At 71.8% G+C, this 22,805-nt stretch carries 18 protein-coding genes; 7 read left to right on the plus strand and 11 right to left on the minus strand.

The genetic code is table 11. The features are described 5' to 3' along the window. Nucleotides 1-31: 31 nt before the first annotated feature. Both ACFVWW_RS19920 and ACFVWW_RS19925 read left to right on the plus strand, forming a co-directional pair. Nucleotides 32-1,045: a GNAT family N-acetyltransferase gene (locus ACFVWW_RS19920; protein WP_386877600.1), complete on the plus strand. Its 1,014-nt coding sequence runs from the start codon at nt 32-34 to the stop codon at nt 1,043-1,045. After that, nucleotides 1,042-1,833, plus strand: coding sequence for a sugar phosphate isomerase/epimerase family protein (locus tag ACFVWW_RS19925; RefSeq protein ID WP_386877601.1), 792 nt, complete (start codon nt 1,042-1,044; stop codon nt 1,831-1,833). Before ACFVWW_RS19920 ends, ACFVWW_RS19925 begins: the two co-directional genes overlap by 4 nt. A 77-nt stretch (nt 1,834-1,910) precedes the next feature. Here the strand turns inward: ACFVWW_RS19925 and ACFVWW_RS19930 are convergent, their stop codons facing one another. Beyond that, nucleotides 1,911-2,447, minus strand: coding sequence for a hypothetical protein (locus ACFVWW_RS19930; protein WP_386877602.1), 537 nt, complete (start codon nt 2,445-2,447; stop codon nt 1,911-1,913). Nucleotides 2,448-2,462: 15 nt separating this feature from the next. Then, nucleotides 2,463-3,194 carry a DJ-1/PfpI family protein gene (locus ACFVWW_RS19935; protein ID WP_386877603.1) on the minus strand — a complete coding sequence of 244 codons (732 nt, stop codon included), beginning with the start codon at nt 3,192-3,194 and terminating at the stop codon, nt 2,463-2,465. Between the two features lie 224 nt (nt 3,195-3,418). On the opposite strand from ACFVWW_RS19935, the gene ACFVWW_RS19940 reads away from it, so the two are divergent. Continuing rightward, complete coding sequence (locus ACFVWW_RS19940; RefSeq protein WP_389679907.1) at nt 3,419-4,447, plus strand: GlxA family transcriptional regulator; 1,029 nt, start codon at nt 3,419-3,421, stop codon at nt 4,445-4,447. A gap of 49 nt (nt 4,448-4,496) precedes the next feature. Here ACFVWW_RS19940 and ACFVWW_RS19945 read toward each other — a convergent pair whose 3' ends face one another. The 7 genes from ACFVWW_RS19945 to ACFVWW_RS19975 form a co-directional block, all read right to left on the minus strand. Beyond that, nucleotides 4,497-5,939 (minus strand): S28 family serine protease, encoded by a 1,443-nt coding sequence (locus ACFVWW_RS19945; protein ID WP_384332938.1) that lies wholly within the window; start codon nt 5,937-5,939, stop codon nt 4,497-4,499. Between the two features lie 73 nt (nt 5,940-6,012). Next, nucleotides 6,013-6,408 carry a hypothetical protein gene (locus ACFVWW_RS19950; protein ID WP_386877604.1) on the minus strand — a complete coding sequence of 132 codons (396 nt, stop codon included), beginning with the start codon at nt 6,406-6,408 and terminating at the stop codon, nt 6,013-6,015. Between the two features lie 96 nt (nt 6,409-6,504). After that, the gene (locus tag ACFVWW_RS19955; protein ID WP_386877605.1) at nt 6,505-10,371 is read right to left on the minus strand and encodes an ABC transporter transmembrane domain-containing protein; all 3,867 of its coding nucleotides are present in this window, start codon (nt 10,369-10,371) and stop codon (nt 6,505-6,507) included. A 106-nt stretch (nt 10,372-10,477) separates the two neighbouring features. Continuing rightward, nucleotides 10,478-11,341, minus strand: coding sequence for a serine hydrolase (locus ACFVWW_RS19960; RefSeq protein WP_386877606.1), 864 nt, complete (start codon nt 11,339-11,341; stop codon nt 10,478-10,480). Between the two features lie 128 nt (nt 11,342-11,469). After that, on the minus strand, nt 11,470-13,119 hold the full coding sequence (locus tag ACFVWW_RS19965) for a thiamine pyrophosphate-binding protein (RefSeq protein WP_386877730.1): 1,650 nt from the start codon (nt 13,117-13,119) through the stop codon (nt 11,470-11,472). Between the two features lie 20 nt (nt 13,120-13,139). Beyond that, nucleotides 13,140-14,138 (minus strand): agmatinase, encoded by a 999-nt coding sequence (speB, locus tag ACFVWW_RS19970; protein WP_386877607.1) that lies wholly within the window; start codon nt 14,136-14,138, stop codon nt 13,140-13,142. After that, nucleotides 14,135-15,685, minus strand: coding sequence for a sodium:solute symporter (locus ACFVWW_RS19975; protein WP_386877608.1), 1,551 nt, complete (start codon nt 15,683-15,685; stop codon nt 14,135-14,137). The genes speB and ACFVWW_RS19975 overlap by 4 nt, the downstream gene beginning before the upstream one ends. Nucleotides 15,686-15,818: 133 nt before the next feature. Here ACFVWW_RS19975 and ACFVWW_RS19980 point away from each other — a divergent pair, with 133 nt between their 5' ends. The 3 genes from ACFVWW_RS19980 (at nt 15,819) to ACFVWW_RS19990 (ending at nt 19,544) form a co-directional block, all read left to right on the plus strand. Beyond that, nucleotides 15,819-17,306, plus strand: coding sequence for a PucR family transcriptional regulator ligand-binding domain-containing protein (locus tag ACFVWW_RS19980; protein WP_386877609.1), 1,488 nt, complete (start codon nt 15,819-15,821; stop codon nt 17,304-17,306). Between the two features lie 121 nt (nt 17,307-17,427). After that, a complete protein-coding gene (locus ACFVWW_RS19985) occupies nt 17,428-18,585 on the plus strand; it encodes an acyl-CoA dehydrogenase family protein (RefSeq protein WP_384187232.1) in 1,158 nt (385 codons plus the stop codon). Nucleotides 18,586-18,641: 56 nt separating this feature from the next. After that, nucleotides 18,642-19,544: an acyl-CoA thioesterase gene (locus tag ACFVWW_RS19990; RefSeq protein WP_386877610.1), complete on the plus strand. Its 903-nt coding sequence runs from the start codon at nt 18,642-18,644 to the stop codon at nt 19,542-19,544. A gap of 32 nt (nt 19,545-19,576) precedes the next feature. Here ACFVWW_RS19990 and ACFVWW_RS19995 read toward each other — a convergent pair whose 3' ends face one another. Together ACFVWW_RS19995 and ACFVWW_RS20000 are read right to left on the minus strand one after the other, a co-directional pair. Continuing rightward, nucleotides 19,577-20,356, minus strand: coding sequence for a phosphatase (locus tag ACFVWW_RS19995; protein WP_384187226.1), 780 nt, complete (start codon nt 20,354-20,356; stop codon nt 19,577-19,579). A gap of 62 nt (nt 20,357-20,418) precedes the next feature. Beyond that, nucleotides 20,419-21,087: a TetR/AcrR family transcriptional regulator gene (locus ACFVWW_RS20000; protein WP_386877611.1), complete on the minus strand. Its 669-nt coding sequence runs from the start codon at nt 21,085-21,087 to the stop codon at nt 20,419-20,421. Nucleotides 21,088-21,186: 99 nt separating this feature from the next. Between ACFVWW_RS20000 and ACFVWW_RS20005 the strand changes: the two genes are divergently transcribed. Beyond that, a complete protein-coding gene (locus ACFVWW_RS20005; RefSeq protein ID WP_384332912.1) occupies nt 21,187-22,803 on the plus strand; it encodes a carboxyl transferase domain-containing protein in 1,617 nt (538 codons plus the stop codon). Nucleotides 22,804-22,805 lie beyond the last annotated feature (2 nt).

The following is a 22,805-nucleotide window of genomic DNA, read 5'->3' on the forward strand; positions in this document are numbered from 1 at the left end:
CTCAGTCAAAGGAAAGCCCGGGGGGTTGGTCATGGCTGTTCAGGAAATCCGTGCGTTCAACCGCTTCTACACGAATCTCATCGGGGCGCTCGACTACAGCAAGCACCTCTACACGCCGTACACCCTGACCGAGTCGCGGGTGCTGTACGAGCTGGCCCACGCGCCGCGCACCGACGCCGCCGATCTGCGGGTCGAGCTGTCCCTCGACGCCGGATATCTGAGCAGGCTGCTGACCAGGTTCGAGCGTGACGGACTGGTCGGCCGCGCGCCGTCGGAGCGGGATGCGCGACGCCAGCGGATAACGCTCACGCCGCTCGGCCGCGAGGCGGCCGCGCTGCTCGACGAGCGGTCGCGGGAGGCCGTGGGCTCGCTGCTCGCCGGGGTCGAGCCGGAGCGGCAGCCGCAGCTCACGGACGCGATGCGGACGGTCAGGGAGATCCTCGGCGCCGGGCGTCCCGGGGCGGCGCACCGCGACGGGCCCGTGCTGCGCGATCCCGTCCCCGGCGAGCTGGGCTGGATCGTGCAGCGCCATGGCGCCGTGTACGCGGCGGAGTACGGGTGGAACACCGAGTTCGAGGGGCTGGTGGCCCGGATCGTCGCGGACTTCGCCCAGGGCCACGACCCCCGGCTGGAGCGGGTCTGGATAGCCGAGCTGGACGGCAGACCGGTGGGCACGGTGATGTGTGTGCGGGACGCCGAAGGCGACATGGGGGGCGCGGAAGGGACCGCGGGGGACGACGGAGGGACGGCGGGGGGCGTACGGGACGGGGCGCCGGGTACGGCCCGGCTGCGGCTGCTGCTGGTCGAGCCAGGGGCCCGGGGGCACGGCCTCGGGGAGCGGCTGATCGGCGAGGTGGTGGATTTCGCGCGCGAGGCGGGGTACCGGGAACTGGTGTTGTGGACCAACGACGTCCTCGCCGCCGCCCGCACCCTCTACCTACGCACCGGATTCACCCTCGTCGCAGAAAAGCCGCACCGCTCCTACGGAGCGGACCTGGTCGGCCAGGACTGGCGGCTCCCCCTTCAGGAAGGATCAGCCATATGAAGTTCGCCTTCTCGACCCTCGGAGTGCCGGGCATGCCCATCTCCGAGGTGGTCACACTCGCCTCCGCGACGGGCTACCAGGGGGTGGAGCTGCGCGCCCACCCGGAGGAGCCCGTGCACCCCGGGATCAATACGGCCGAACGGGCCGAGGTGGTCGACGACTTCAAGCGCGCCGGCATCGAGCTCCTGACAGTCGCCGGGTACGCGCGCGTGGCGAGCGCGGAGGTCGACGAGGACGAGCTGCGGCAGGAGCTGGACGGACTGCTCTGGCTGGCCCGGGATCTGGGCGCCTCGTTCGTCCGTGTCTTCCCGGGCGGCGGCGACCAGGACCCGGCCGACGCCGACGCGACGGCGGCGCGGCGGCTGGGCGCGGCGGCGGAGCTCGCGGCGGACTTCGGCGTACGGATCCTGCTGGAGACGCACGACTCGCACCGCACGGGCGCTGACGCGGCCCGGGTGCTGGGCCCGGTGGGGCACCCGCAGGTGGGAGCGCTGTGGGATGTGATGCACACCTGGCTGGGCGGCGAGGACCCGGCGACCAGCCACGCGGTGCTCGCCCCGCAGCTCGGCTACGTCCAGGTGAAGGACATCGCCTCGGCGCAGGACACGACCCCGCTGGCGCTAGGGGCGGGGGTGCTGCCGCTGGGCGAGTGCCTGGCGCTGCTCGACGACGACAGCTGGGTCTGCTGGGAGTACGAGAAGCGCTGGTACCCGCAGGCGGACGAACTGCCGGGGCTGCTGGAGGCGGGACGGGGCTATCTGGAGGGGCTGATCGCAAGGGGCCGCTGAGGAGAAGGGCGAACCCCCGGTGCGGTGGGGGCGCGAGCCAGTGGGGCACGACCGGTGTCCGAACCGGGGGCGGCGGGTCAGGCGCCGGTTGTCGAGCCCGGGCGCACGATCATCAGGACGGTGACGGTGGCCCACAGGATGTTGAAGAGGCCGGTGTACATGGCGAGCTGAGCCGTCGCGGCACGCTCCACCGCGCTCGGCACCGCGCCGGACGCCGCGCCTGCGCCCGCGGTCTCGATCAGGGCGTTCTGGCGTGGCAGGACCAGCGCCGCCAATATCACCGCCGCTGCCGCCGTCAGGGCGATGGAGACGATCAGCCAGGGGTCGCCCAGGACCCCCATATTGCTCGCCGTGGCGAAGCCGAAGACCGGGACCGATACGCCGACCACGGCGTAGATCCGGCAGATGCGATGCAGGAGGCCGACGCTCGCCCAGGCGCCCGCGCCCGCCTCGGCGCCCGCCTCGGCGCCTGCATCGGCGTCCGCGCCCGCGTGCTCCGGCGCGGCGGCGGAGGCGCGGCGGACCGCCGCCGGAAACATGCTGGCCGCCACCGTCACCGGGCCGATGGCGATGATGGCCGCGATGACATGAACGGCGAGAAGGAACTTCGTCATGGCAGTAGTCGCCCGTCAGACGTGGGACGCCGGCGCCAGGCCGGTGTGATGCCAGACGGTTCCCCTGCGTTCGTACGCGAAGAGCCGTTCGATGCCGAGCGCGATACGGGGGCCGAGCTCGCGCTCCAGCAGATACAGGCCCAGATCCAGCCCCGATGTGACGCCCGCGCCGGTGACCAGGTCGCCGTCGTCGACCACGCGCGCGTCCACCGCGACGGCCCCAGCGGCGGTCAGTCCGTCCAGCCCCAGGTGGTGGGTGGTGGCGTGCCGGCCCGCCAGCAGCCCGGCCATCGCGAGGATCATGGACCCGCCACAGACGGTGGCCACGGTCAGCCCGGGCCTTGCGCAGGCCTCCTTCAGCAGCGACGGCAGCCCTGTCTCCAACGTGCGGGCGAGGATGGCCGGGATGGTGTCGGAGGACGCGGGGTCGCCCAAGGCCGAGTCGACGCCCAAGGCCGAGTCGACACTGGCGCCCGCGCCGTCACCGGTGCCCGCGCCGTCCCGCTCGCCGAGCCGCCCCGACGCTCCCGGCACCACGATCAGGTCCGCCCTGGCCGGGTCCAGCACCCCCGTGGCCCGCAGCGACAGCGGACCCGTGCCGCTGGGCACATCGCGTGCCCCCTCGGCCGAGACCAGTTCGACGCTGAGCGCTCCGTCCGCCAGCACACCGCCGGCGAACAGCACCTCGTACGGGGCGACAACGTCCAGCGGGTCGAAGCCGTCGAACAACACGATCTGGGCGAGCACGCGGCACCAGTCCTTCACTACGCGGGGGCGAGTGCGCCCGGTCGGGGCGCCGGACCCGACGCTAGTAAGCCCCTGAGGCCCGTAGCAGTGGCTGAACTGCCACACTCCAACGGATTCCCGCCACCCGGCTCCCCACCGCTCCGACCTGCGTGGTCGAACCCGCCCACGACATCAGGCGCACCCGCTCCCCCTGGCGGAAATCCGTGGACCGCTACCTTGTCGCCATGCACACCCTCGCCGTCCTCGCCCTCGACGGAGTCATCCCCTTCGACCTCTCCACCCCCATCGAGGTGTTCTCCCGCACCCGCCTCCCCGACGGCCGCTCCCCCTACCGGGTCCGGATCTGCGCCCCGACCGAGGAGGTAGACGCCGGGGCGTTCGTCCTGCGGGCGCCCTGGGGTCTTGAGGCGCTCGCCGAGGCCGACACGATCGTGCTCCCCGGCCTCGCGGACCCGGCCGTCCCCGTCCCCGCCGATGTCCTCGTCGCGCTGCGCCGGGCCGCCGCCGACGGCACCCGTATCGCCTCGATCTGCTCCGGAGCCTTCATCTTCGCCGCCACGGGCCTGCTGGACGGCCTGCGGGCCACCACGCACTGGGTCGCCGCCCAGGCGCTGGCCGAGATGTACCCGGCCGTCGAGGTGGACCCCGATGTGCTCTACGTGGACAACGGACAGTTCCTGACCTCCGCCGGAGCCGCCGCCGGGCTCGATCTCTGTCTGCACATGATCCGGCGCGATCATGGCTCCGCGGTGGCTACCGACGCGGCCCGGCTGTCCGTGATGCCGCTCGAACGCGAGGGCGGACAGGCCCAGTTCATCGTCCATCAGCAGCCGCCCGCACCCCGAGGCTCACTCATGGAACCCCTGCTGCGCTGGCTGGAGGACAACGCCGCCCGCGATCTGACGCTGGACGACATCGCGGGACGCGCCGGCATGAGCACCCGTACCCTCAACCGCCGCTTCCGCGAGCAGACCGGCACCACACCCCTCCAGTGGCTGCACCGGGCCCGGATCCGCCAGGCCCAGCATCTGCTGGAGACCACCGCGCACCCCGTCGAGCGGATCGCCGCGCGGGTCGGTTTCGGCTCCCCCACCGCCTTCCGCGACCGCTTCAAGCGCCTCGTGGGGACCAGCCCGCACGCCTACCGGCACGCGTTCCGGGGGACGCCGACGGCGGTGACGGACCCCGTCCCGCGCGTACACACGCGCGCCCAAGACCCTCCACACGCCGTGGGCCGGTCCCGCCGTTCATGAACGGCGGGACCGGCCCACGGTGCCTGTCAGAGCGGTATGGCTGAGGACATTACGGCCTCAGCGCCTGCTCCCGCTCCACCTTCTTCTGGTCGAGCTCGGCGTCGAACTTCGCCAGCGGCTTCGCCTTCGCCGCGTCCTGCTGGACGGCGGCCGGGGCGACGCCCGCCCAGGCCAGGATCCGGGCCGTGGCCTTCGCCGACTGCTCCGGGGTCAGACCCGCGACATTGGCGCCGTGGTTGGCACCCGGCGCGACGTACACATAGCTGTCGCGCGCGCCGTGGCCGAGCCGGAAGGGCTCCGCACCCCACGGGTCGTTCTGCCCGTACACGAACAGCATCTGGTTCGCGTTCTCACGGACCCAGCTGTCGACGTCCGGCATCTTCGAGGGGTTGAACGTCATGGGGATGTCACGCGGCACGAAGTTCCGCGGCGGCTGGTAGCCGTAGCGGCTCAGGTTGCCCAGGTGCGGCTGCTTGATGTCGGGAGAGCCCAGCTCGGTGCCCGCCTGGTAGTAGTACGGCGTGTACGTCTCCAGGCCCTGGTCCGTGTAGGCCGAGAAGCCGGAGATCGCGTCGACCGTGTCGTAGATCTCCTGGTCGGTGGCGGTGGCCGCCACCGGGAGGAACTCGCAGTCCGACACCAGGCTGTACTGCCAGAACGCCCAGACGAAGTCCATCACCACGGCCTCGTACGCCTTGTCGAGCGTGCCGACCGTCGTGAAGGTCGCGCCGTTGGCGTCGGCCCACTCCTGGTACGTCTTCTCCAGCGGCTCGCGCCGGATGAGCGCCTCGCGCTGCACACCGTTGAGCTTGTCGCGGCACTCCTTGGTGCCGACGCGCTCGAAGAACCGGTCGTAGGCCGAGTCTTCCTTGTTCACCACGTCGTTGGGGGCGACGTACGCGACGACACCGTCCATGTCACGCGGGTAGAAACGCTCGAAGTACGTGGCGGTCATGCCGCCCTTCGAACCGCCCGTGGAGAGCCACTTCTTGGCGTAGATCTTCTTCAGCGCGGTGAAGATCCGGTGCTGGTCGCTGGCCGCCTGCCAGATGTCCAGCTTCGACCAGTCGGCCGGGTCGGGACGCGACGGGTTGAAGAAGCGGTACTCCATCGAGACCTGGTTGCCGTCGATGATCCGGGTCGGCTCACTGCGGCTCGGGTTGGTGGAGACGTTGTAGCCGCCCGTGAAGAAGACCGTGGGCCGGCTGGTGTCCTTGTGCAGCAGCGTGATGCGCTGCTGGAAGGTGCCCTTCGACGGATGCCGGTGATCGACCGGCTGCGTGTAGTTGAGGACGAAGTAGCGGTATCCCTCGTACGGCTTCTCCTGGATCAGGCTCATCCCGGGGATCGCGAGGATACGGTCCTTGATGTCGGTGGTCCCGGTCGCGGTCTTGTGGTCCGCACTCCGGTCGGCGGCGGTGGCCGCACCGGCTGTGGCTACGGTGCCTATGACCAGCACGAGCGACAACAGCCATCTAAGCGCCTTGCGCATTCACACTCCCTGCGTTCATGACAGACGCCGTGAACCTAGCGGGGCAACACCCGCACCGCCAGACCCGGTTCCGTCAGCAGAGAATCCAGCCGGTCGACACCGTCTCTCCGGAGAGGGTGCCGGAGGCCCGTACACAGCGGTTGAGGGCATGGACGGTGACCGGGCCCGCCTGCCCTGTGAAGGCTCGCCCGTCCACCACCGGATGCCCGCCGCGCGGCTGGAGACTGACGGACATGGCACGCCACGCCCCGGGAATCCTGACGACAGTGAGCGCGCAGGCGTAGTCGCGGGTCTTGTAGATCCGCAGCTCGCCGGCGGCCAGGCTCAGCGTCTTCTGCGGACGTCCGGAGCAGACGGACGCCGCCTCCGCGCTCGGTGCGGCGGGACCGGTCAGGATGAGGGCGCCCGCGGTGGTCAGCACCGCGAGACCGTGCAGCACCGTTCTTCCGGTGCCGGTCCAACCGAACACATGCGCCCCCTATGACCACTCGGGTGTACATGCGTACGACGCGCGGAGCACCGGGGACGGTTGCGGCCGCCGCGGCCGCCCCGCGCCGCCGGCCCCTCACACCGTGGCGGGCTCCTCCTCGCCGATGAAGCTCCGCCACAGCCGGGTGTACCGGCCGTCCAGCGCCAGCAGTTCGTCGTGCGTGCCGTCCTCCACGACCCGGCCGTGGTCCATCACGATCACCCGGTCCGCGCGCGCCGCGGTGGTCAGCCGGTGCGCGACCACGAGGGTCGTACGGCGGCCGGCGAGCCGGTCGGTGGCCTGGTTGACCAGTGCCTCGCTCGCCAGGTCCAGGGCCGCGGTCGCCTCGTCGAGCAACAGGATGTCCGGGTCGACCAGTTCGGCACGGGCCAGGGCGATCAGCTGGCGCTGGCCCGCGGAGAGATTACGGCCGCGCTCGGCGACCTCGTGCAGATAGCCGCCGTCCAGGGTGGCGATCATCTCGTGCGCGCCGACCGTCCGCGCCGCGGCCTCGACCTCCGCGTCGCTCGCCTCGGGACGCCCGTACGCGATGGCGTCACGGACCGTACCGGCGAAGAGATACGCCTCCTGCGGTACGACTCCGAGCCGGTGCCGGTACGCCGTCAGATCCAGCTCCCGCAGATCCGTGCCGTCCGCGGTGACCCGGCCGCCGGTCGGGTCGTAGAACCGCGCGACCAGCTTGACCAGGGTGGACTTGCCCGCTCCCGTCTCGCCGACGAAGGCGACGGTCTGGCCGGCCGGGATCCGCAGGTCGACGCCGGTGAGGGCGGACTCCTCCGCGCCCGCACCGTCGCTGTCGCCGCCGTACGCGAAGTGCACGTCCTCGAAGGCGATCTCCCCGCGCAGCGACAGCACGTCCAGCGGCTCCTTCGGGGCGGCCGTCGAGGTCGGCTCCCGCAGCAGCTCCTGGATCCGGCCGAGCGAGACGGTCGCCTGCTGGTAGCCGTCGAAGACCTGGGAGAGCTGCTGCACGGGCGCGAAGAACAGGTCGATGTAGAGGAGATACGCGACCAGCGCGCCGGTCGTCAGCGTCCCGGCCTCCACCCGCCCGGCGCCGACGATCAGCACGGCCGCGGCCGCCACCGAGGACAGCAGCTGGACGAAGGGGAAGTAGACCGAGATCAGCCACTGGCCGCGCACCCGCGCCGACCGGTAGTGGTCACTGCGGGCGGCGAAGCGCGCGGCGCCGTCCTGCTCCCGCCGGAACGCCTGGACGATCCGCAGCCCGGACACGGACTCCTGGAGGTCGGCGTTGACGACGCTGATGCGCTCGCGGGCCAGCTCGTAGGCCCGCACGCTCTTCCGGCGGAAGAAGAACGTACCGATGATCAGCACGGGCAGGGTCGCGAAGACCACCAGCGCCAGCTGGACGTCGATCACCACCAGCACGACGAGGATGCCGAAGAAGGTGACGACGGAGACGAACGCGGTGACGAGCCCGGTCTGCAGGAAGGTCGACAACGCGTCGACGTCGGTCGTCATCCGGGTCATGATGCGGCCGGTCAGCTCACGCTCGTAGTAGTCGAGCCCGAGCCGCTGGAGCTGCGCGAAGATCTTCAGCCGCAGTGCGTAGAGGATGCGTTCGCCGGTACGTCCGGTCTTCCGGGTCTCGCCGATCTGCGCCGCCCACTGGACGACCACGACGAGCAGTCCCAGCGCGGCGGCCACCCAGACCGCGCCGAGCGCCAGCCGCTCGACGCCGTTGTCGATGCCGTGCCGGATGAGGACCGGCAGCAGCAGGCCCATGCCCGCGTCGACGGCCACGAGCCCCAGGCTGACCAGCAGCGGCAGCCCGAAGCCGCGCAGCAGCCGGCGCAGTCCGTACGACTCCTCGGCGGCGACGGCGCGCGCCTCGTCCACCTCGGGGAGGTCGGTGGCCGGCGGGAGCGCCTCCACCTGGGCGAGCAGTTCGGCGGTGGCGCCGGGTGCGGCGGAGTCGTCGGTGACCGCCTCGTCACGTATCCACAGGGCGGGGGTGATGCCGCGCTCGGCGTCGAACTCGGCGTCGATCTCCTCCTGGACGGTGCGGTCGTCCGCCAGGGCCAGCGATTCGGCCAGCGAGTCGGTCGGCGAGTCGGCCAGTGATTCGGCCGGCGAGTCGGTCAGCGGCCCGCCCGATGATTCGGTCAACGACTCGGCGACGGCCGACGCGGCGACCGGGGCGCCGGCCGGGGTGTGGCCGGCGGCGACGGCGTCCGGTCCCGGCGAGCCGCCGCCCAGTTCGTCCGGGTCGGTGAGCAGCCGCCGGTAGAGGGCGGAGCGCCGCTGAAGCTCCTCGTGGGTGCCGATGTCGGCGAGCCGTCCGCCGTCCAGTACGGCGATACGGTCGGCCAGCCCGAGGGTGGAGCGGCGGTGGGCGATGAGCAGGGTCGTACGCCCGGCCATCACCCCGCGCAGCGCCTCATGGATCTCGTGCTCCACGCGTGCGTCGACGGCCGAGGTGGCGTCGTCGAGGAGGAGCAGCCGGGGGTCGGTGAGGATCGCCCGGGCCAGCGCGATGCGCTGGCGCTGGCCGCCGGAGAGGGTGAGGCCCTGCTCGCCCACGGTGGTGTCGTAGCCGGCGGGCAGTTCGCTGATGAAGCCGTGCGCCTGGGCGGCGCGGGTGGCCCGGAGAATCTCCTCCTCGGTGGCGTCCGGCTTTCCGTAGGCGATATTGGCGCGGACGGTGTCGGAGAAGAGGAAGCTGTCTTCCGGTACGAGCCCGATGGCGGCCCGCAGCGAGTCGAGGGTCAGCTCGCGGACGTCATGGCCGCCGACGAGGACCGCGCCGTGCGACACGTCGTAGAAGCGGGGCAGCAGGAGCGAGAGGGTGGACTTGCCGCTGCCCGAGGAGCCGACGACGGCGACGGTCTCGCCGGGGCGCATCTCCAGCGAGAAGCGGTCGAGGACGGTCCGCCCGTCGTCGTACGCGAAGGACACGTCGTCGAACTCGACCGATGCCTCGGCGTCCGCCGGCAGCTCCTTCGTACCGTCCTGCAAGGTCGGTTCGGTGTCGATCAGCTCCAGCACCCGTTCGACACCGGCCCGCGCCTGCTGCCCGATGGTCAGCACCATGGCGAGCATCCTGACCGGTCCGACGAGCTGGGCAAGATAGGTGGAGAAGGCGACGAACGTGCCGAGGGTGATCTGACCGCGCGTGGCCAGCCAGCCGCCGAGCGCCAGCATCGCGACCTGCCCGAGCGCGGGGACGGCCTGGAGCGCGGGGGTGTAGCGGGCATTGAGCCTGATGGTGCGCAGCCGCCCGGCGAACAGCTTCCTGCCGACCTCCCGGAGCTTTCCGGTCTCCTGGTCCTCCTGCCCGAAGCCCTTGACGACGCGTACGCCGGACACGGCTCCGTCGACCACCCCGGCGACGGCGGCGGCCTGCGACTGGGCGTACCAGGTGGCCGGGTGCAGCCGGGTGCGGCTGCGGCGGGCGATGAACCAGACGGCGGGGGCGACGGCCAGGGCGACGAGGGTCAGGGGCGGCGACAGCCACGCCATGATCCCCAGGGAGATCAGGAACAGCAGGATGTTGCCGATGGTCATCGGCAGCATGAAGAGCAGGCCCTGTATGAGCTGGAGGTCACTGGTGGCACGGCCGATGACCTGTCCGGTGGACAGGGTGTCCTGGCGCCGCCCGTCGAGGCGGGCGATGGTGCCGTACATCTCCGTACGGAGGTCGTGCTGGACGTCGAGGGCGAGCCGCCCGCCGTAGTAGCGGCGGATGAACGTCATGACGTAGACGGCGAGCGCCGCGAGGAGCAGCAGGCCGGTCCAGACGGTGAGGGAGCGGTCGCCGCCCCCTATGACGTCGTCGATGACGACCTTGGTGATCAGCGGAACGAAAGCCATGACCGCCATACCGGCGAGCGAGGACCCGAGCGCGAGCAGCACATTGCGCCGGTACCGCCACGCGTACCCGGACAGCCGTCGTGCCCAGCCCTGTTCTGCCGCCGCCACGTGATGCCTCCCGATCGTCCTGATCTGCCGGAAGGCACCAACGCGGGCGGCCACGGAATTCATCCCTCCGCAACAAAGACCGGTCTCTGGACCTAGGTCCCACGCCTCAGGTCGTGGCGGCGGTCAGGTTCCTGTGGACGGCCTCGGCGACCGCCTGGATGGTGTTGACGCCGTCGGCCATCGTCTTGTTGTCGTGGGTGAGCACGGTGATCAGATAGTCGTGGCCCTTGCCGGTGAACGCGCCGATGCTGTGCACGCGCCAGCCGTGGGTGGACCGCTCCAGCCAGCCGTTCTTGAGCTGGACGGTGGCGGTGGCCGGGGCTCCGGCCGGCACACCCCAGCGCTGGGACGGTACGACCTTGCTCATCCGGTCCAGGATGAAGGCCCGCGCGTTGTCGCTGAGCACGGTGTTCCTGGCGGTCACCAGGGCCAGCAGCTGCTTCTCGTCCTGGGCGGTGACCTGGGTGAGCCCCCAGGCGCCCGCCGGGCCCGGAACGGTCCGGGTCATGCCCGCGGCCTTGAGGAAGCCCTTGATCTTCACCGGGCCGAGCTGCTTCCACAGGGCGTTGGTGGCCTCGTTGTCCGACTTGGTGATCATCGACGTGGAGAGGTCGGTCTCGCGCTGGGTGAGCTTGCGGTCCGCCTTCTTCAGGTCCCAGAGCAGGGCCGCGAGGACGGTGACCTTGACCACGCTGGCGGAGTCGAAGTACTGGGTGGCGTGCAGGGTGCAGCGCGTGTCGGTCGTGCGGTCGTGGACGGCCAGGGCGGTGGTGGACTTCCTGCCCTTGAGCGCCGCGGTGATGTCCTTGGACAGCTTGGCGGCGAGGCCCGCCCGGCCCGAGGTGCAGACGACGGCAGGAGCCGCGGCCACGGCCGGCGCCGCGGCCGCGCCCACCGGCAGGAGTACGCCGCCGATCAGGGCGACGGAGAGCGCGCCCCGGGCACGCCGGGATATTCGCTGGTGAGTCATGAAGCTTTCCCGCCCCTGGAGCGTCAGCGAGCACGCCCTCTGCGGCGTGCCCGCTGACATGATGCACAGATCCAGCCATATGGGCGTATGGCCTGCGCCACAGTCCCGCCCGCCCGCCGAGTCAGGACCTAGAGATGCGTCGGGGCGAACATCCGGAGCAGGGCCGGGAGCACGACGACCGACGGGCCCGGGGCGGCCAGGGCCTTCGACAGGTCCTCGCGCAGGGACTCCGGGGTCGTACGGACCGCCGGGACGCCGAAGGATTCCGCGAGGGCCACGAAGTCCGGCCGGGCCAGCTCCGTGCCGGTGGCCTCGCCGAAGGCGTCCGTCATGTACTCGCGCAGGATGCCGTAGCCGCCGTCGTCGACGATCAGCCAGGTGACCGGGAGGCCGTACTGCCGGGCGGTGGCCAGCTCCGCGATCGAGTACATCGCGCCGCCGTCGCCCGAGACGGCCAGGACGGGCTTCGTACGGTCGGCGGCCGCGGCGCCGAGCGCGGCGGGGAAGCCGTAGCCGAGCCCGCCCGCCCCCTGGCCCGAGTGCATCGGGCCCGGCCAGGCCGACCAGGCCCAGTAGGCGAGGATCGTCATGTCCCAGAAGCTGGGGGACGTGGCGGGCAGCGCCTCGCGGACGGAGGCCAGCACCCGCTGTTCCAGGGTGAGGTCCTGGGCCGCGATCCTGGCCCGTACCTTCTCCAGCACCGTACGGACCGACTCGGCCGCCGCCGGGTCCTGACGCGCGCTCACCGACTCCAGCAGCGCGGACAGCGTGTTCCTGGCGTCGGCGTGGATGCCCAGCGCGGGGTGGTTGGACTCCAGCTTGCCGAGGTCCGCCTCGATCTGGATCACCCGGCCACGGGGCCGGAACGTGTGGTAGTTCGAGGAGAGTTCACCGAGCCCCGAGCCGACCACCAGCAGGACGTCCGCGTCCTCCAGGAAGTCGGTGGTGTGCCGGTCCTCCAGCCAGGACTGGAGCGACAGCCGGTGGTCCCAGGGGAAGGCGCCCTTGCCGCCGAAGGTGGTGACGACCGGCGCGTCCAGCTTCTCGGCGAGCGCGCGCAGCTTGCCGGACGCGTCCGCCCGTACGACCCCGCCGCCCGCGATGATCGCCGGGCGGGAGGCGTGCGACAGCGCGTGCGCCGCCACGGCGGTCAGTTCGGGGCGCGGCAGCAGCTCGCGCGGGGTCGCGTCCATCGCCGTGACGACCGGCAGGGAGGTCTCCGCGAGCAGCACGTCCTGCGGGATCTCCACCCAGACCGGGCCGTGCGGGGCGGTGAGCGCGGACTCCCAGGCGGCGGCGATGGCGGACGGGATCTGCGAGGCGGTACGCACGGGGTGCACGGACTTCACGATGTCGCGGAACGACGCCTGCTGGTCGCGCAGTTCGTGCAGGAAGCCGTGCCGCCCGCCGCCGAGGCCCGCCGTCGGCACCTGGCTGGAGACGGCCAGCACCGGCGCGGACGCCGCGGCGGCCTCCTGGAGCGCGGCGAGGGAGGTGAGCGCGCCGGGCCCGGTGGAGAGCAGCAGCGGGGCGACCTCGCCGGTGACCCGGCCGTACGCGTCGGCCGCGAACCCCGCGTTGTTCTCGACGCGCAGCCCGATGTAGGTCAGGCCGGACCGGCGCAGGGCGTCGAACATGCCGAGGGCGTGCTGTCCCGGCAGCCCGAAGACCGTCGTGGCGCCGAGGCCGTGCAGCGTCTCGACGACGAGATCACCTCCGCTCCGCCCGGCGGGCGGAGCGAGGGCGGCCGCGGTCTGCTCCGCCGTGAACGGCGGCATCTCGTGGTGGTGCTCGTGCGTCACTTGGCCCTGGCCTCCGCGATCTGGCGGGACATGATCGTCGTCAGCTCGTATGCCGTGTGGGAGGCGGCGACCGAGGTGATCTCCGCGTGGTCGTACGCGGGCGCGACCTCGACGACATCCGCCGAGACCAGCCGGCAGGAGGCCAGTCCCCGCACTATTTCGAGGAGTTCGCGGGAGGTCAGGCCGCCGGCCTCGGGGGTGCCGGTGCCGGGCGCGTGCGCCGGGTCGAGCACATCGATGTCGATGGAGATGTACAGCGGGCGGTCCCCGATGCGCTGCCGCAGCTGGTCGGTGATCTCGTCCACACCCCGGCGCATCACATCGGCGGAGGTGACGATGCCGAAGCCCATCTTGGCGTCGTCGTCCAGGTCCTGCTTGCCGTACAGCGGGCCGCGGGTACCGACGTGGGAGAGCGCCTCCGTGTCGAGGATGCCCTCCTCGACGGCCCGGCGAAACGGCGTGCCATGGGTGTACGCGGCGCCGAAGTAGGTGTCCCAGGTGTCCAGATGGGCGTCGAAGTGGAGCAGCGCCACCGGCCCGTGCCGCTTCGCCACGGACCGCAGCAGCGGCAGCGCGATCGTGTGGTCGCCGCCGAGGGTCATCAGACGGGCGCCGGTCCCGAGCAGCTCGTCGGCCGCGGCCTCGATCGTGTCGACGGCCTCGTCGATGTTGAACGGGTTGGCAGCGATGTCCCCCGCGTCGGCGACCTGCGCCAGCGCGAACGGCGAGGCGTCCTGGGCCGGGTTGTAGGGGCGCAGCAGGCGCGACGCCTCGCGGATCGCGTTGCCGCCGAAGCGGGCGCCCGGCCGGTAGGAGACCCCGGCGTCGAAGGGGACGCCGACGACGGCGACATCGGTGGTGCCCACCTCGTCGAGCCGGGGCAGCCGGGCGAACGTGGCCGGCCCCGCGTACCGCGGGACACGCGACGAGTCGACGGGGCCGCGCGGGCCGCCGCCCTGGCCGGTGACCGGTGCTTCGTGTCCGTTGCCGCTCATCGTCGGGCCTCTCCGGTAATGGATCCGCGGCTCGGCGTCGCGCCGGCCAGCTCTGTCATGCCACTCTGCCCGGCTTCCCCGGTCGCTTCCCCGGTCGCCTCCTGGGTCTCCCCGGTCTCCTCGGTCTCCTCACCGGCGAGGCGAAGGCGCCACGCGGCGAGCACCGCCTCGTCCGTGGGCTTCGTCAGCAGGCTGACGATCAGATAGACCGCGAGCGAGGAGAGCAGCCCGTAGAAGATCGGCTCGTTGGCGAGGATGCCGTACTTCCCCATCAGTCCGATGACCGCCAGGCCGCCCACGATCACCGAGGCCAGCGCGCCGTACACCGTGCCGCGCTTCCACAGAAGACCGCCGAGGATCGGTACGAGCAGTCCGCCGACGAGCAGGTTGTAGGCGACCGTCAGCGCCTCGACGACATTGTTCAGCGCGATGGCGATGGCGATGACACCGACCCCCATGATCAGGATGAACAGGCGGTTGCCCCTGACCTCGTCGTGGTCCTCGCCGCTCCGGCCGCTCACCCCCCGCAGCCGCGCCCAGATGTCGTTGTTGGCGACGGTCGCGCAGGCGATCAGCGCGCCGGACGAGGTCGACATCACGGCCGCGAGGGCGGCGGCCAGGACAAGCCCCCGTACGCCCATGGGCAGTTCGTCCTTGACGATCGTCGCGAACGCGTCGTCCGCGCTCGACAGATCCGGGTAGAGCACCTTGGCCGCCGTCCCGATGACCGCACCGGCCAGGGCGTACACCAGACAGTACGTACCGGCGACGGTGCCGCCCCATCGGGCAACCTTGTCGCCGCGCGCGGTGAACACCCGCTGCCAGATGTCCTGCCCGATCAGCATGCCGAAGGTGTAGATCAGCACATAGGTGAAGATCGTCTCGCCGCCGATGCCGAGCGGCGCGAAGTAGTCGTTCGGCAGCTGCGCCTTCATCTCGCTGAAGCCACCCGCCTTGACGACCGCGATCGGCAGCAGGAGCAGCAGCACGCCGATGGTCTTGACGACGAACTGCACCATGTCCGTGAGCGTGATCGACCACATGCCGCCGAGCGTCGAGTAGGCGACGACGATCGCCCCGCCCAGGATGATCGCGACCGTGCGGTGCAGATCGAAGAGGACATCGAAGATCGTGGCGTACGCGATGGTCGAGGTGACCGCGAGCATCAGCGTGTACGCCCACATCACGATGCCCGAGATGACCCCGGCCCGGCCGCCGTACCGCAGATCGAGCATCTCGGAGACGGTGTAGACCTTCAGCCTGGCGATGCGCGCGGAGAAGAAGACCGAGAGCGCGAGCAGCCCGAGGCCGATGGTGAAGACCATCCAGGCGCCGGACAGTCCGTGCGTGTAGCCGAGGCCGACGCCGCCGATGGTGGAGGCGCCGCCGAGGACGATGGCGGCCATCGTGCCGGAGTACATCCAGGGGCCGAGCCTCCGGCCCGCGACCAGGAACTCGCTCTTGGACTTGGCGCGGCGCATGCCCCACCAGCCCATGGCGAGCATGCCGGCCAGATAGACAACGATCACCGCGTAGTCCACAGCCATGGGCTTCCTCCGTCTCGTCTCGTATCCCGCGCCGTGTGCCGGGCCCGTGTGGGAGTCGACGGTAGGTGGCTGGAAAGCAACGCTGAAGTGTACGTTTCATCCATTCTTCTCGCCGCCGATGGATGGATCGTCCATGCCGGACCCCGCCGCTTCCCCCTCCCCGCCCACTCCGCCCACCCCGCCGATCCCGCTGGCCGCGCTGCTCGCGGACCGGAATCTCGGTCTGCGCCGGATCGCCGGGCCGCCGGACGACGGATCCAGGGTGGTCCACTGGGTGCACACCTCGGAGATGGCGGACCCGTATCCGTATCTGCTCGGCGGCGAACTGCTGCTGACCGCCGGCGTCCAGCTCACCGCCGCGTACGCGGACGACTACGCGGCGCGGGTGGTCGAGGCGGGCGCGGCGGCGCTCGGCTTCGGGGTGACGCCGGTGTACGACACCGTGCCGCGCGCCCTGGTCGAGGCGTGCGACCGGCACGGTCTGCCGCTGCTGGAGGTACCGCCGCGCACGCCGTTCACGGCGGTGGCGCGCGGGGTGTGGCGGCTGATGGCGGAGGCCCGCCACCGCGAGCTGCGCCGGGTGAGCCAGGCCCAGCAGGGGCTGGCCGCCGCCGCGGCCCGGCAGGATCCGGTCCCCGCAGTGCTGCACCAGCTGGCGGCGCGGCTGGGCGGCCGCGCGGTCCTGTTCGCCCCGGACGGCACGGAACTGCACCCGACGGGCCGCGCCCCGTCCCCGGCAGCGCGCACGGCGCTCGCGCGCCTGGCCCGGGTGGTGAACCCGGCGCCCGGGGCGCCGGACATCCCACCGAAGACCGCGCCCGCCCCCTCCTCCGCGACCGACACGGCCGACGGCACCCGTCTCGCCGCCTACGCGCTCGGCGGCGGCCAGGGCCTGGTCCTCGGGGTCGCCGCCGAGGGGCGGGAGGCCGGGGACCACACCATCACCGGCGTCGCCGTCGTCCTCCTGTCCCTGCTGACCGCGCCCCACCAGGGCGCGGCCGAGGCGGGCCGCTCGGCCGCGCTCGTACGGCTGCTGCTCGGGGCCTCACCCGCCGAGGCCGCGCCGCTGCTCGGCCCAGGACCCTGGACCGTGGTCCACGCGCGCGGCGGTGACACCCCCTTCGCCGCCGGCGCGCTCGGGATGGCGCTGGGCAGCGCACTGGTCGAGACGGACGGCGCGGCCGTCCGCGTCCTGACCGACCGCGAGGTCTCCGCCCAGCCCGGCTGGACCCTGGGAGTCAGCGGACCGGTCGGCCCGGCGGACCTGGCCGCCGCCGACCTCCGCGCGGAGCGGGCGCTGCGCCGCGCGGAGGCCACCCGCGCCGCTCTCGTACAGCACCGCGAGGCCGCGGGGACGGGGTTCACCGGCCTGCTCGACCCGGAGGAGGCGGCCTCCCACGCCCGGGCCAGGCTGGCGCCCCTCGCCGGCTCCCCCGACCTGGTCGAGACGCTGCGCGCCTGGCTCTCGCTGCACGGCGGCTGGGACCGTACGGCGGTGGCGCTGACCGTCCACCGCAATACGGTGCGCCAGCGGATCGCCCGCTGCGCGGCCCTGCTGGACACCGACCTGGACGACGCCGACGTCCGGATGGAGCTGTGGTTCGCGCTGCGCTGGATGTGACGCGCGCGACCGTTCCGCGCGTGGCCGGCCCCTGGACACCCTTGTGACCGCCGGGTAACTTTGACCTGAGCAAGCGCTTAATCGAATGCTCCAGCCCGCCCGCAAAGAGGAGGCCTCCGCCGTGCGCCGTACCGTTTACAACGAGGACCACGAGGCGTTCCGGGAGACCATCCGCGCCTTCATCGAGGCCGAGGTCGTCCCCGTCTACGACGAGTGGTACGCGGCGGGCCAGGCACCCCGCGAGTTCTACCACACCCTTGGTGAGCTGGGCATATTCGGGATCGAGGTCCCGGAGGAGTACGGCGGCGCGGGCGAGGAGTCGTTCAAGTTCCAGGCGATCATCTCCGAGGAGTCCGCCCGCGCGGGCGTCTCCTTCGGCGGCTCCGGCGTCCATGTCGCGCTCTGCCTGCCGTATCTGAAGGCGTACGCCACCGACGAGCAGAAGAAGCGCTGGCTGCCGGACTTCGTCAGCGGCCGGACCATGTACGCCATCGCCATGACCGAGCCGGGCACCGGCTCCGACCTGGCCGGCATGAAGACCACCGCCAAGCTCTCCGAGGACGGCACGCACTACGTCCTCAACGGCGCCAAGACCTTCATCACCGGCGGCGTCCACGCGGACCGGGTCATCGTCTGCGCCCGCACCGCCGCCCCGACCGCCGAGGACCGCCGCTTCGGCATCTCCCTGCTGGTCGTGGACACGAAGGCCGAGGGGTACGCGGTCGGCCGCAAGCTCGACAAGCTGGGCCTGAAGACCTCCGACACCGCCGAGCTGTCCTTCAGCGACGTCAAGGTCCCGGTCGAGGACCTGCTCGGCGAGGAGAACAAGGGCTTCTCCTACCTCGGCCAGAATCTGCCGCAGGAGCGCCTGGGCATCGCGGTCGGCGCCTACGCGCAGGCCGCCGCCGCGGTCCGGTTCGCGCAGAACTACGTCCAGGAGCGGACCGTCTTCGGCAAGACCGTCGCGTCCTTCCAGAACACCAAGTTCGAACTGGCCGCGTGCAAGGCCGAGGTGGACGCGGCGCAGGCCGTCGTCGACCGCGCGCTGGAGGCCCACGACCTGGGCGAGCTGTCCGCCGCCGAGGCCGCCTCGGCGAAGCTCTTCACCACCGAGGTCGCGCACCGCGTCATCGACACCTGCCTCCAGCTGCACGGCGGCTACGGCTATATGAACGAGTACCCGATCGCCCGGCTGTACGCCGACAACCGGGTCAACCGGATCTACGGCGGTACCAGCGAGGTCATGAAGATGATCATCGCCAAGTCGATGGGCCTGTAGGAGGCCCCGGCGCGTACGGGACCTACGGGATCAACGGGACCGACGGGACCTCAGCGATGACCGACGCCCTCGACGCCCTGCTCGACCTGCTCGACCTGGAGCGGATCGAGCAGGACATCTTCCGGGGCCCGAGCCGCTCCTCGGTCGTTCCGCGCGTCTTCGGCGGCCAGGTCGCGGCGCAGGCCCTGATGGCCGCGGGCCGTACGGTCCCCGAGGACCGCGCGGCGCACTCCCTGCACGCGTACTTCCTGCGTCCGGGCGACCCCAGGGCGCCGATCGTCTTCACCGTCGACCGCATCCGCGACGGGCGCTCGTTCACCACGCGCCGGGTCGTCGCGGTCCAGCACGGCCGGCCGATCTTCCATCTCTCGGCCTCCTTCCAGACGTACGAGGAGGGCCTGGAGCACCAGACGGAGATGCCGTCGGCGCCGGCGCCCGAGACGCTCCCGACGGCCGCGGAGACGCTGCCGCGCCACGCCGGCCGGTTCGTCGGCCCGGGCGTCGTGGACCGGCTGCTGGAGGCACGGGCCGCGGTCGATCTGCGCTATGTGGACGCCCCGCCGTACGCCACCGCGGGGGAACCGCGCGAGCCGCGCTCCCAGGTGTGGTTCCGCACCGCGGGCAAGCTGGCGGACGACCCTCCCCCGCACTCGGTCTGGGGTGACCCGCTGCTGCACGTCTGCCTGGCCACGTACGTCTCCGACATGACGCTGCTCGACTCGGTGCTGCTGGCGCACGGGCGGGGCGGCTGGACGGTCGGCGATGTGGTGGGCGCGAGCCTGGACCACGCGATGTGGTTCCACCGGCCGTTCCGCGTGGACGAGTGGCTGCTGTACGACCAGCGGTCCCCGTCGTCGTCCGGCGGCCGCGGCCTCGGCCAGGCGCGCATCTACACCCAGGACGGCCGGCTGGCGATCTCGGTGATCCAGGAGGGCCTGATCCGCGTACCGCGCGGCTGAGAGGCCGCGCACGGCCGATGACCGGCGCGGGGTCAGAACAGACCGGCCTCGTTCAGCAGATACGCCGTCATCGGGTCGTAGAAGCGCGGGTCCGTGACATGGTCGTCCAGCGGGACCGTCACCTGCAGCGTGCCCTCCGCCTCGGCGAGGAACAGCGCGGGGTCGTTGGAGTCCGCGTACCCCACGGAGTCCAGTCCGCGCTGGCCGGCGCAGCCCGCCCAGCCGTGGTCCGCGACCACCAGATCGGGCTGTGGCCTGCCCTCGCGCTCCAGTCCGTCCAGGATCGCCCGCATGGGCTCGGGCGAGTGCGTGTGCCAGAGGGTCGCGTGCCGTTCCAGCATCGCGACGTCGGCGAACTGGAAGACCATGCCCTCGTCCGCAGTGAGCCCGCCGGGAATCCGTACGATCTCGCAGCCCGCGGCCCGCAGGGCGTCCGCGGTCTGCCGGTGGACGTCCAGCAGCCCGCCGGGGTGACCGGTCGCGAACAGCACACGCTCGCGCCCCGAGGCGGCCTTGCGCAGCCGGGCGGCCAGCCGCTCCAGGCCGGCGACGGTCAGCTCGGGGTCGATGGTGTCCTGACCGGCCCGGTGCTGGGGGTCGTCACTGACGCCGCACCGCTCGGCCATGACGGCGAGCACGTCCTGCTCGTCGGTCCAGCGGTCGCCCAGCTCCAGGCCCAGCCAGTAGTGACGGTCACCGTTGGCGAGACTGCGGTAGTGGGAGAGGTTGTTGTCGCGGGGGGTGGCGACGTCTCCGGCGATCCGCGTACGGACGAGATGGTCGACAAGAGCGGCGCGGCTGGGTATCGGCATAAGCCCATTGTGCCGTCAGGAGCACGCGCTGTGCCGCTCATCCCACGCTCCGAGCGGTCCGGCTACGCGTGGGCCGCGCCGTCGGCCCGCTCGTCCGTCTCGCCCGCCCCGTCCACCCCTTCCGTCCCGTCCGTCTCGCCCAGCGAGGCGAAGGCGCCGTGCGCCAGCCTGCGGAGCAGGGACTCCGTCGCCGCGCGCCCCGGCAGGCCACTGCCGTACGAGCCGAGGTGCGGCGTCGAGTTCAGCAGGCCGAAGACGGCGTGGACGGCGCCGCGCGCCTGTGACTCCGGTACGTCCGGGTACAGCTCCCGTACGACCCCGACCCACAGCTCCACGTACTGCCGCTGGAGCTGCCGCACCAGCTTGCGGTCGCTCTCCCTGAGACGGTCCAGCTCCCGGTCGTGGAGCGTGATCAGCGGGCGGTCGTCGAGGGCGAAGTCGATATGCCCGTCGATCAGCGAGGCGAGCACGGCCGCCGGGTCGCCGGCCGTCCCGGCGCCCCGCACGCGCAGCTTCCCGCCGTCCAGCAGCCGGCCGCTGATGCCGACCAGCAACTCGGCGAGCATCGCGTCCTTGCCCGCGAAGTGGCGGTACAGACCGGGCCCGCTGATACCGACGGCGGCCCCTATCTCATCGACACCGACCCCATGGAAACCGCGCTCGGCGAAGAGGCGCGCGGCCTCGCTGAGGATCTGCTCGCGGCGGGTCGGGGCCGCGGTCCTGGTGCTCATGGGAAATCATTCTAGACAGGGCCGTTAGCGATCGTTAACCTTGGAGCGACAACGTTAACGGCCATTAACCCGGCAGGCCCGGCGAAGGAGCTACGAGCGATGCAGCAGGCACCCGTGCTGGCGAGCGCCGCTGATCCGGCGTCCGAGGCCTGGCGGGCCAACGAGACGGCCCATGAGCAGCTCGCCGACGGTCTGCGCGCCCGGCTGGCCGCGGCCCGTCTCGGCGGCGGCGAGAAGGCCCGCGCCCGGCACACGGCGCGCGGCAAGCTGCTGCCCCGCGACCGGGTGGACACCCTCCTGGACCCCGGCTCGCCCTTCCTGGAGCTGGCACCGCTGGCGGCCGAGGGGATGTACGGAGGGGCGGCCCCCGCCGCCGGGGTGATCGCCGGGATCGGCCGGGTCAGCGGCCGCGAGGTGGTGATCGTCGCCAATGACGCCACGGTCAAGGGCGGCACGTATTACCCGATGACGGTGAAGAAACACCTCCGCGCCCAGGAAGTGGCCCTGGAGAACCGGCTGCCCTGTCTGTATCTCGTGGACTCCGGCGGTGCCTTCCTGCCGATGCAGGACGAGGTCTTCCCCGACCGGGAGCACTTCGGGCGGATCTTCTACAACCAGGCCCGCATGTCCGGCGCCGGCATCCCCCAGATCGCGGCGGTGCTCGGATCCTGCACGGCGGGCGGGGCCTATGTCCCGGCGATGAGCGACGAGGCCGTGATCGTCCGCGGTCAGGGCACGATCTTCCTGGGCGGACCGCCGCTGGTGAAGGCCGCGACCGGCGAGGTCGTCACGGCCGAGGAGCTGGGCGGCGGCGAGGTCCATTCCCGTACGTCGGGGGTCACCGACCATCTCGCGGAGGACGACGCGCACGCGCTGCGGATCGTCAGGACCATCGTCTCCACCCTCCCCGGGCGGGGCGCGCTCCCCTGGTCCGTCGAGCCGGCCGAGGAGCCCAAGGTCGACCCCGCCGGGCTGTACGGCGCGGTGCCGGTGGATTCCCGCACCCCGTACGACGTCCGCGAGGTCATCGCGCGGGTGGTCGACGGCTCCCGGTTCGCGGAGTTCAAGGCCGAGTTCGGTACGACCCTGGTCACCGGCTTCGCCCGGATCCACGGCCATCCGGTCGGGATCATCGCCAACAACGGCATCCTGTTCTCCGAATCCGCCCAGAAGGGCGCGCACTTCATCGAGCTGTGCGACCAGCGCGGCATCCCGCTGCTCTTCCTGCAGAACATCTCCGGCTTCATGGTCGGCCGGGACTACGAGGCGGGCGGGATCGCCAAGCACGGCGCCAAGATGGTGACGGCCGTGGCGTGCGCCCGGGTGCCGAAGCTGACGGTGGTGGTCGGCGGCTCGTACGGCGCGGGCAACTACTCGATGTGCGGCCGGGCCTACTCCCCCCGCTTCCTGTGGATGTGGCCCAACGCCAAGATCTCGGTGATGGGCGGCGAGCAGGCCGCCTCCGTACTGGCGACCGTCAAGCGCGACCAGATCGAGGGGCGCGGCGAGGAGTGGGCGGCCGAGGACGAGGAGTCCTTCAAGGACCCGATCCGCGCCCAGTACGAGACCCAGGGCAGCGCCTACTACGCGACCGCGCGGCTGTGGGACGACGGCGTGATCGACCCGCTGGAGACTCGCCAGGTGGTGGGTCTGGCCCTGACCGCGTGTGCCAACGCCCCGCTGGGTGACCCCGGCTTCGGCGTCTTCCGGATGTGAGG

Source organism: Streptomyces sp. NPDC058198 (assembly GCF_042882605.1).
Taxonomy (GTDB): domain Bacteria; phylum Actinomycetota; class Actinomycetes; order Streptomycetales; family Streptomycetaceae; genus Streptomyces.

Bases quoted from the DNA above. Each gene is read 5' to 3' on its own strand.
- ACFVWW_RS19940 (WP_389679907.1), top strand. From the start codon at position 3,419: ATGCACACCCTCGCCGTCCTCGCCCTCGACGGAGTCATCCCCTTCGAC.
- ACFVWW_RS19930 (WP_386877602.1), bottom strand. From the start codon at position 2,447: ATGACGAAGTTCCTTCTCGCCGTTCATGTCATCGCGGCCATCATCGCC.
- ACFVWW_RS19980 (WP_386877609.1), top strand. From the start codon at position 15,819: ATGCCGGACCCCGCCGCTTCCCCCTCCCCGCCCACTCCGCCCACCCCG.
- ACFVWW_RS19920 (WP_386877600.1), top strand. From the start codon at position 32: ATGGCTGTTCAGGAAATCCGTGCGTTCAACCGCTTCTACACGAATCTC.
- ACFVWW_RS19925 (WP_386877601.1), top strand. From the start codon at position 1,042: ATGAAGTTCGCCTTCTCGACCCTCGGAGTGCCGGGCATGCCCATCTCC.
- ACFVWW_RS19990 (WP_386877610.1), top strand. From the start codon at position 18,642: ATGACCGACGCCCTCGACGCCCTGCTCGACCTGCTCGACCTGGAGCGG.
- ACFVWW_RS19965 (WP_386877730.1), bottom strand. From the start codon at position 13,119: ATGCCGCCGTTCACGGCGGAGCAGACCGCGGCCGCCCTCGCTCCGCCC.
- ACFVWW_RS19960 (WP_386877606.1), bottom strand. From the start codon at position 11,341: ATGACTCACCAGCGAATATCCCGGCGTGCCCGGGGCGCGCTCTCCGTC.
- ACFVWW_RS20005 (WP_384332912.1), top strand. From the start codon at position 21,187: ATGCAGCAGGCACCCGTGCTGGCGAGCGCCGCTGATCCGGCGTCCGAG.
- ACFVWW_RS20000 (WP_386877611.1), bottom strand. From the start codon at position 21,087: ATGAGCACCAGGACCGCGGCCCCGACCCGCCGCGAGCAGATCCTCAGC.
- ACFVWW_RS19975 (WP_386877608.1), bottom strand. From the start codon at position 15,685: ATGGCTGTGGACTACGCGGTGATCGTTGTCTATCTGGCCGGCATGCTC.
- ACFVWW_RS19945 (WP_384332938.1), bottom strand. From the start codon at position 5,939: ATGCGCAAGGCGCTTAGATGGCTGTTGTCGCTCGTGCTGGTCATAGGC.
- speB (WP_386877607.1), bottom strand. From the start codon at position 14,138: ATGAGCGGCAACGGACACGAAGCACCGGTCACCGGCCAGGGCGGCGGC.
- ACFVWW_RS19995 (WP_384187226.1), bottom strand. From the start codon at position 20,356: ATGCCGATACCCAGCCGCGCCGCTCTTGTCGACCATCTCGTCCGTACG.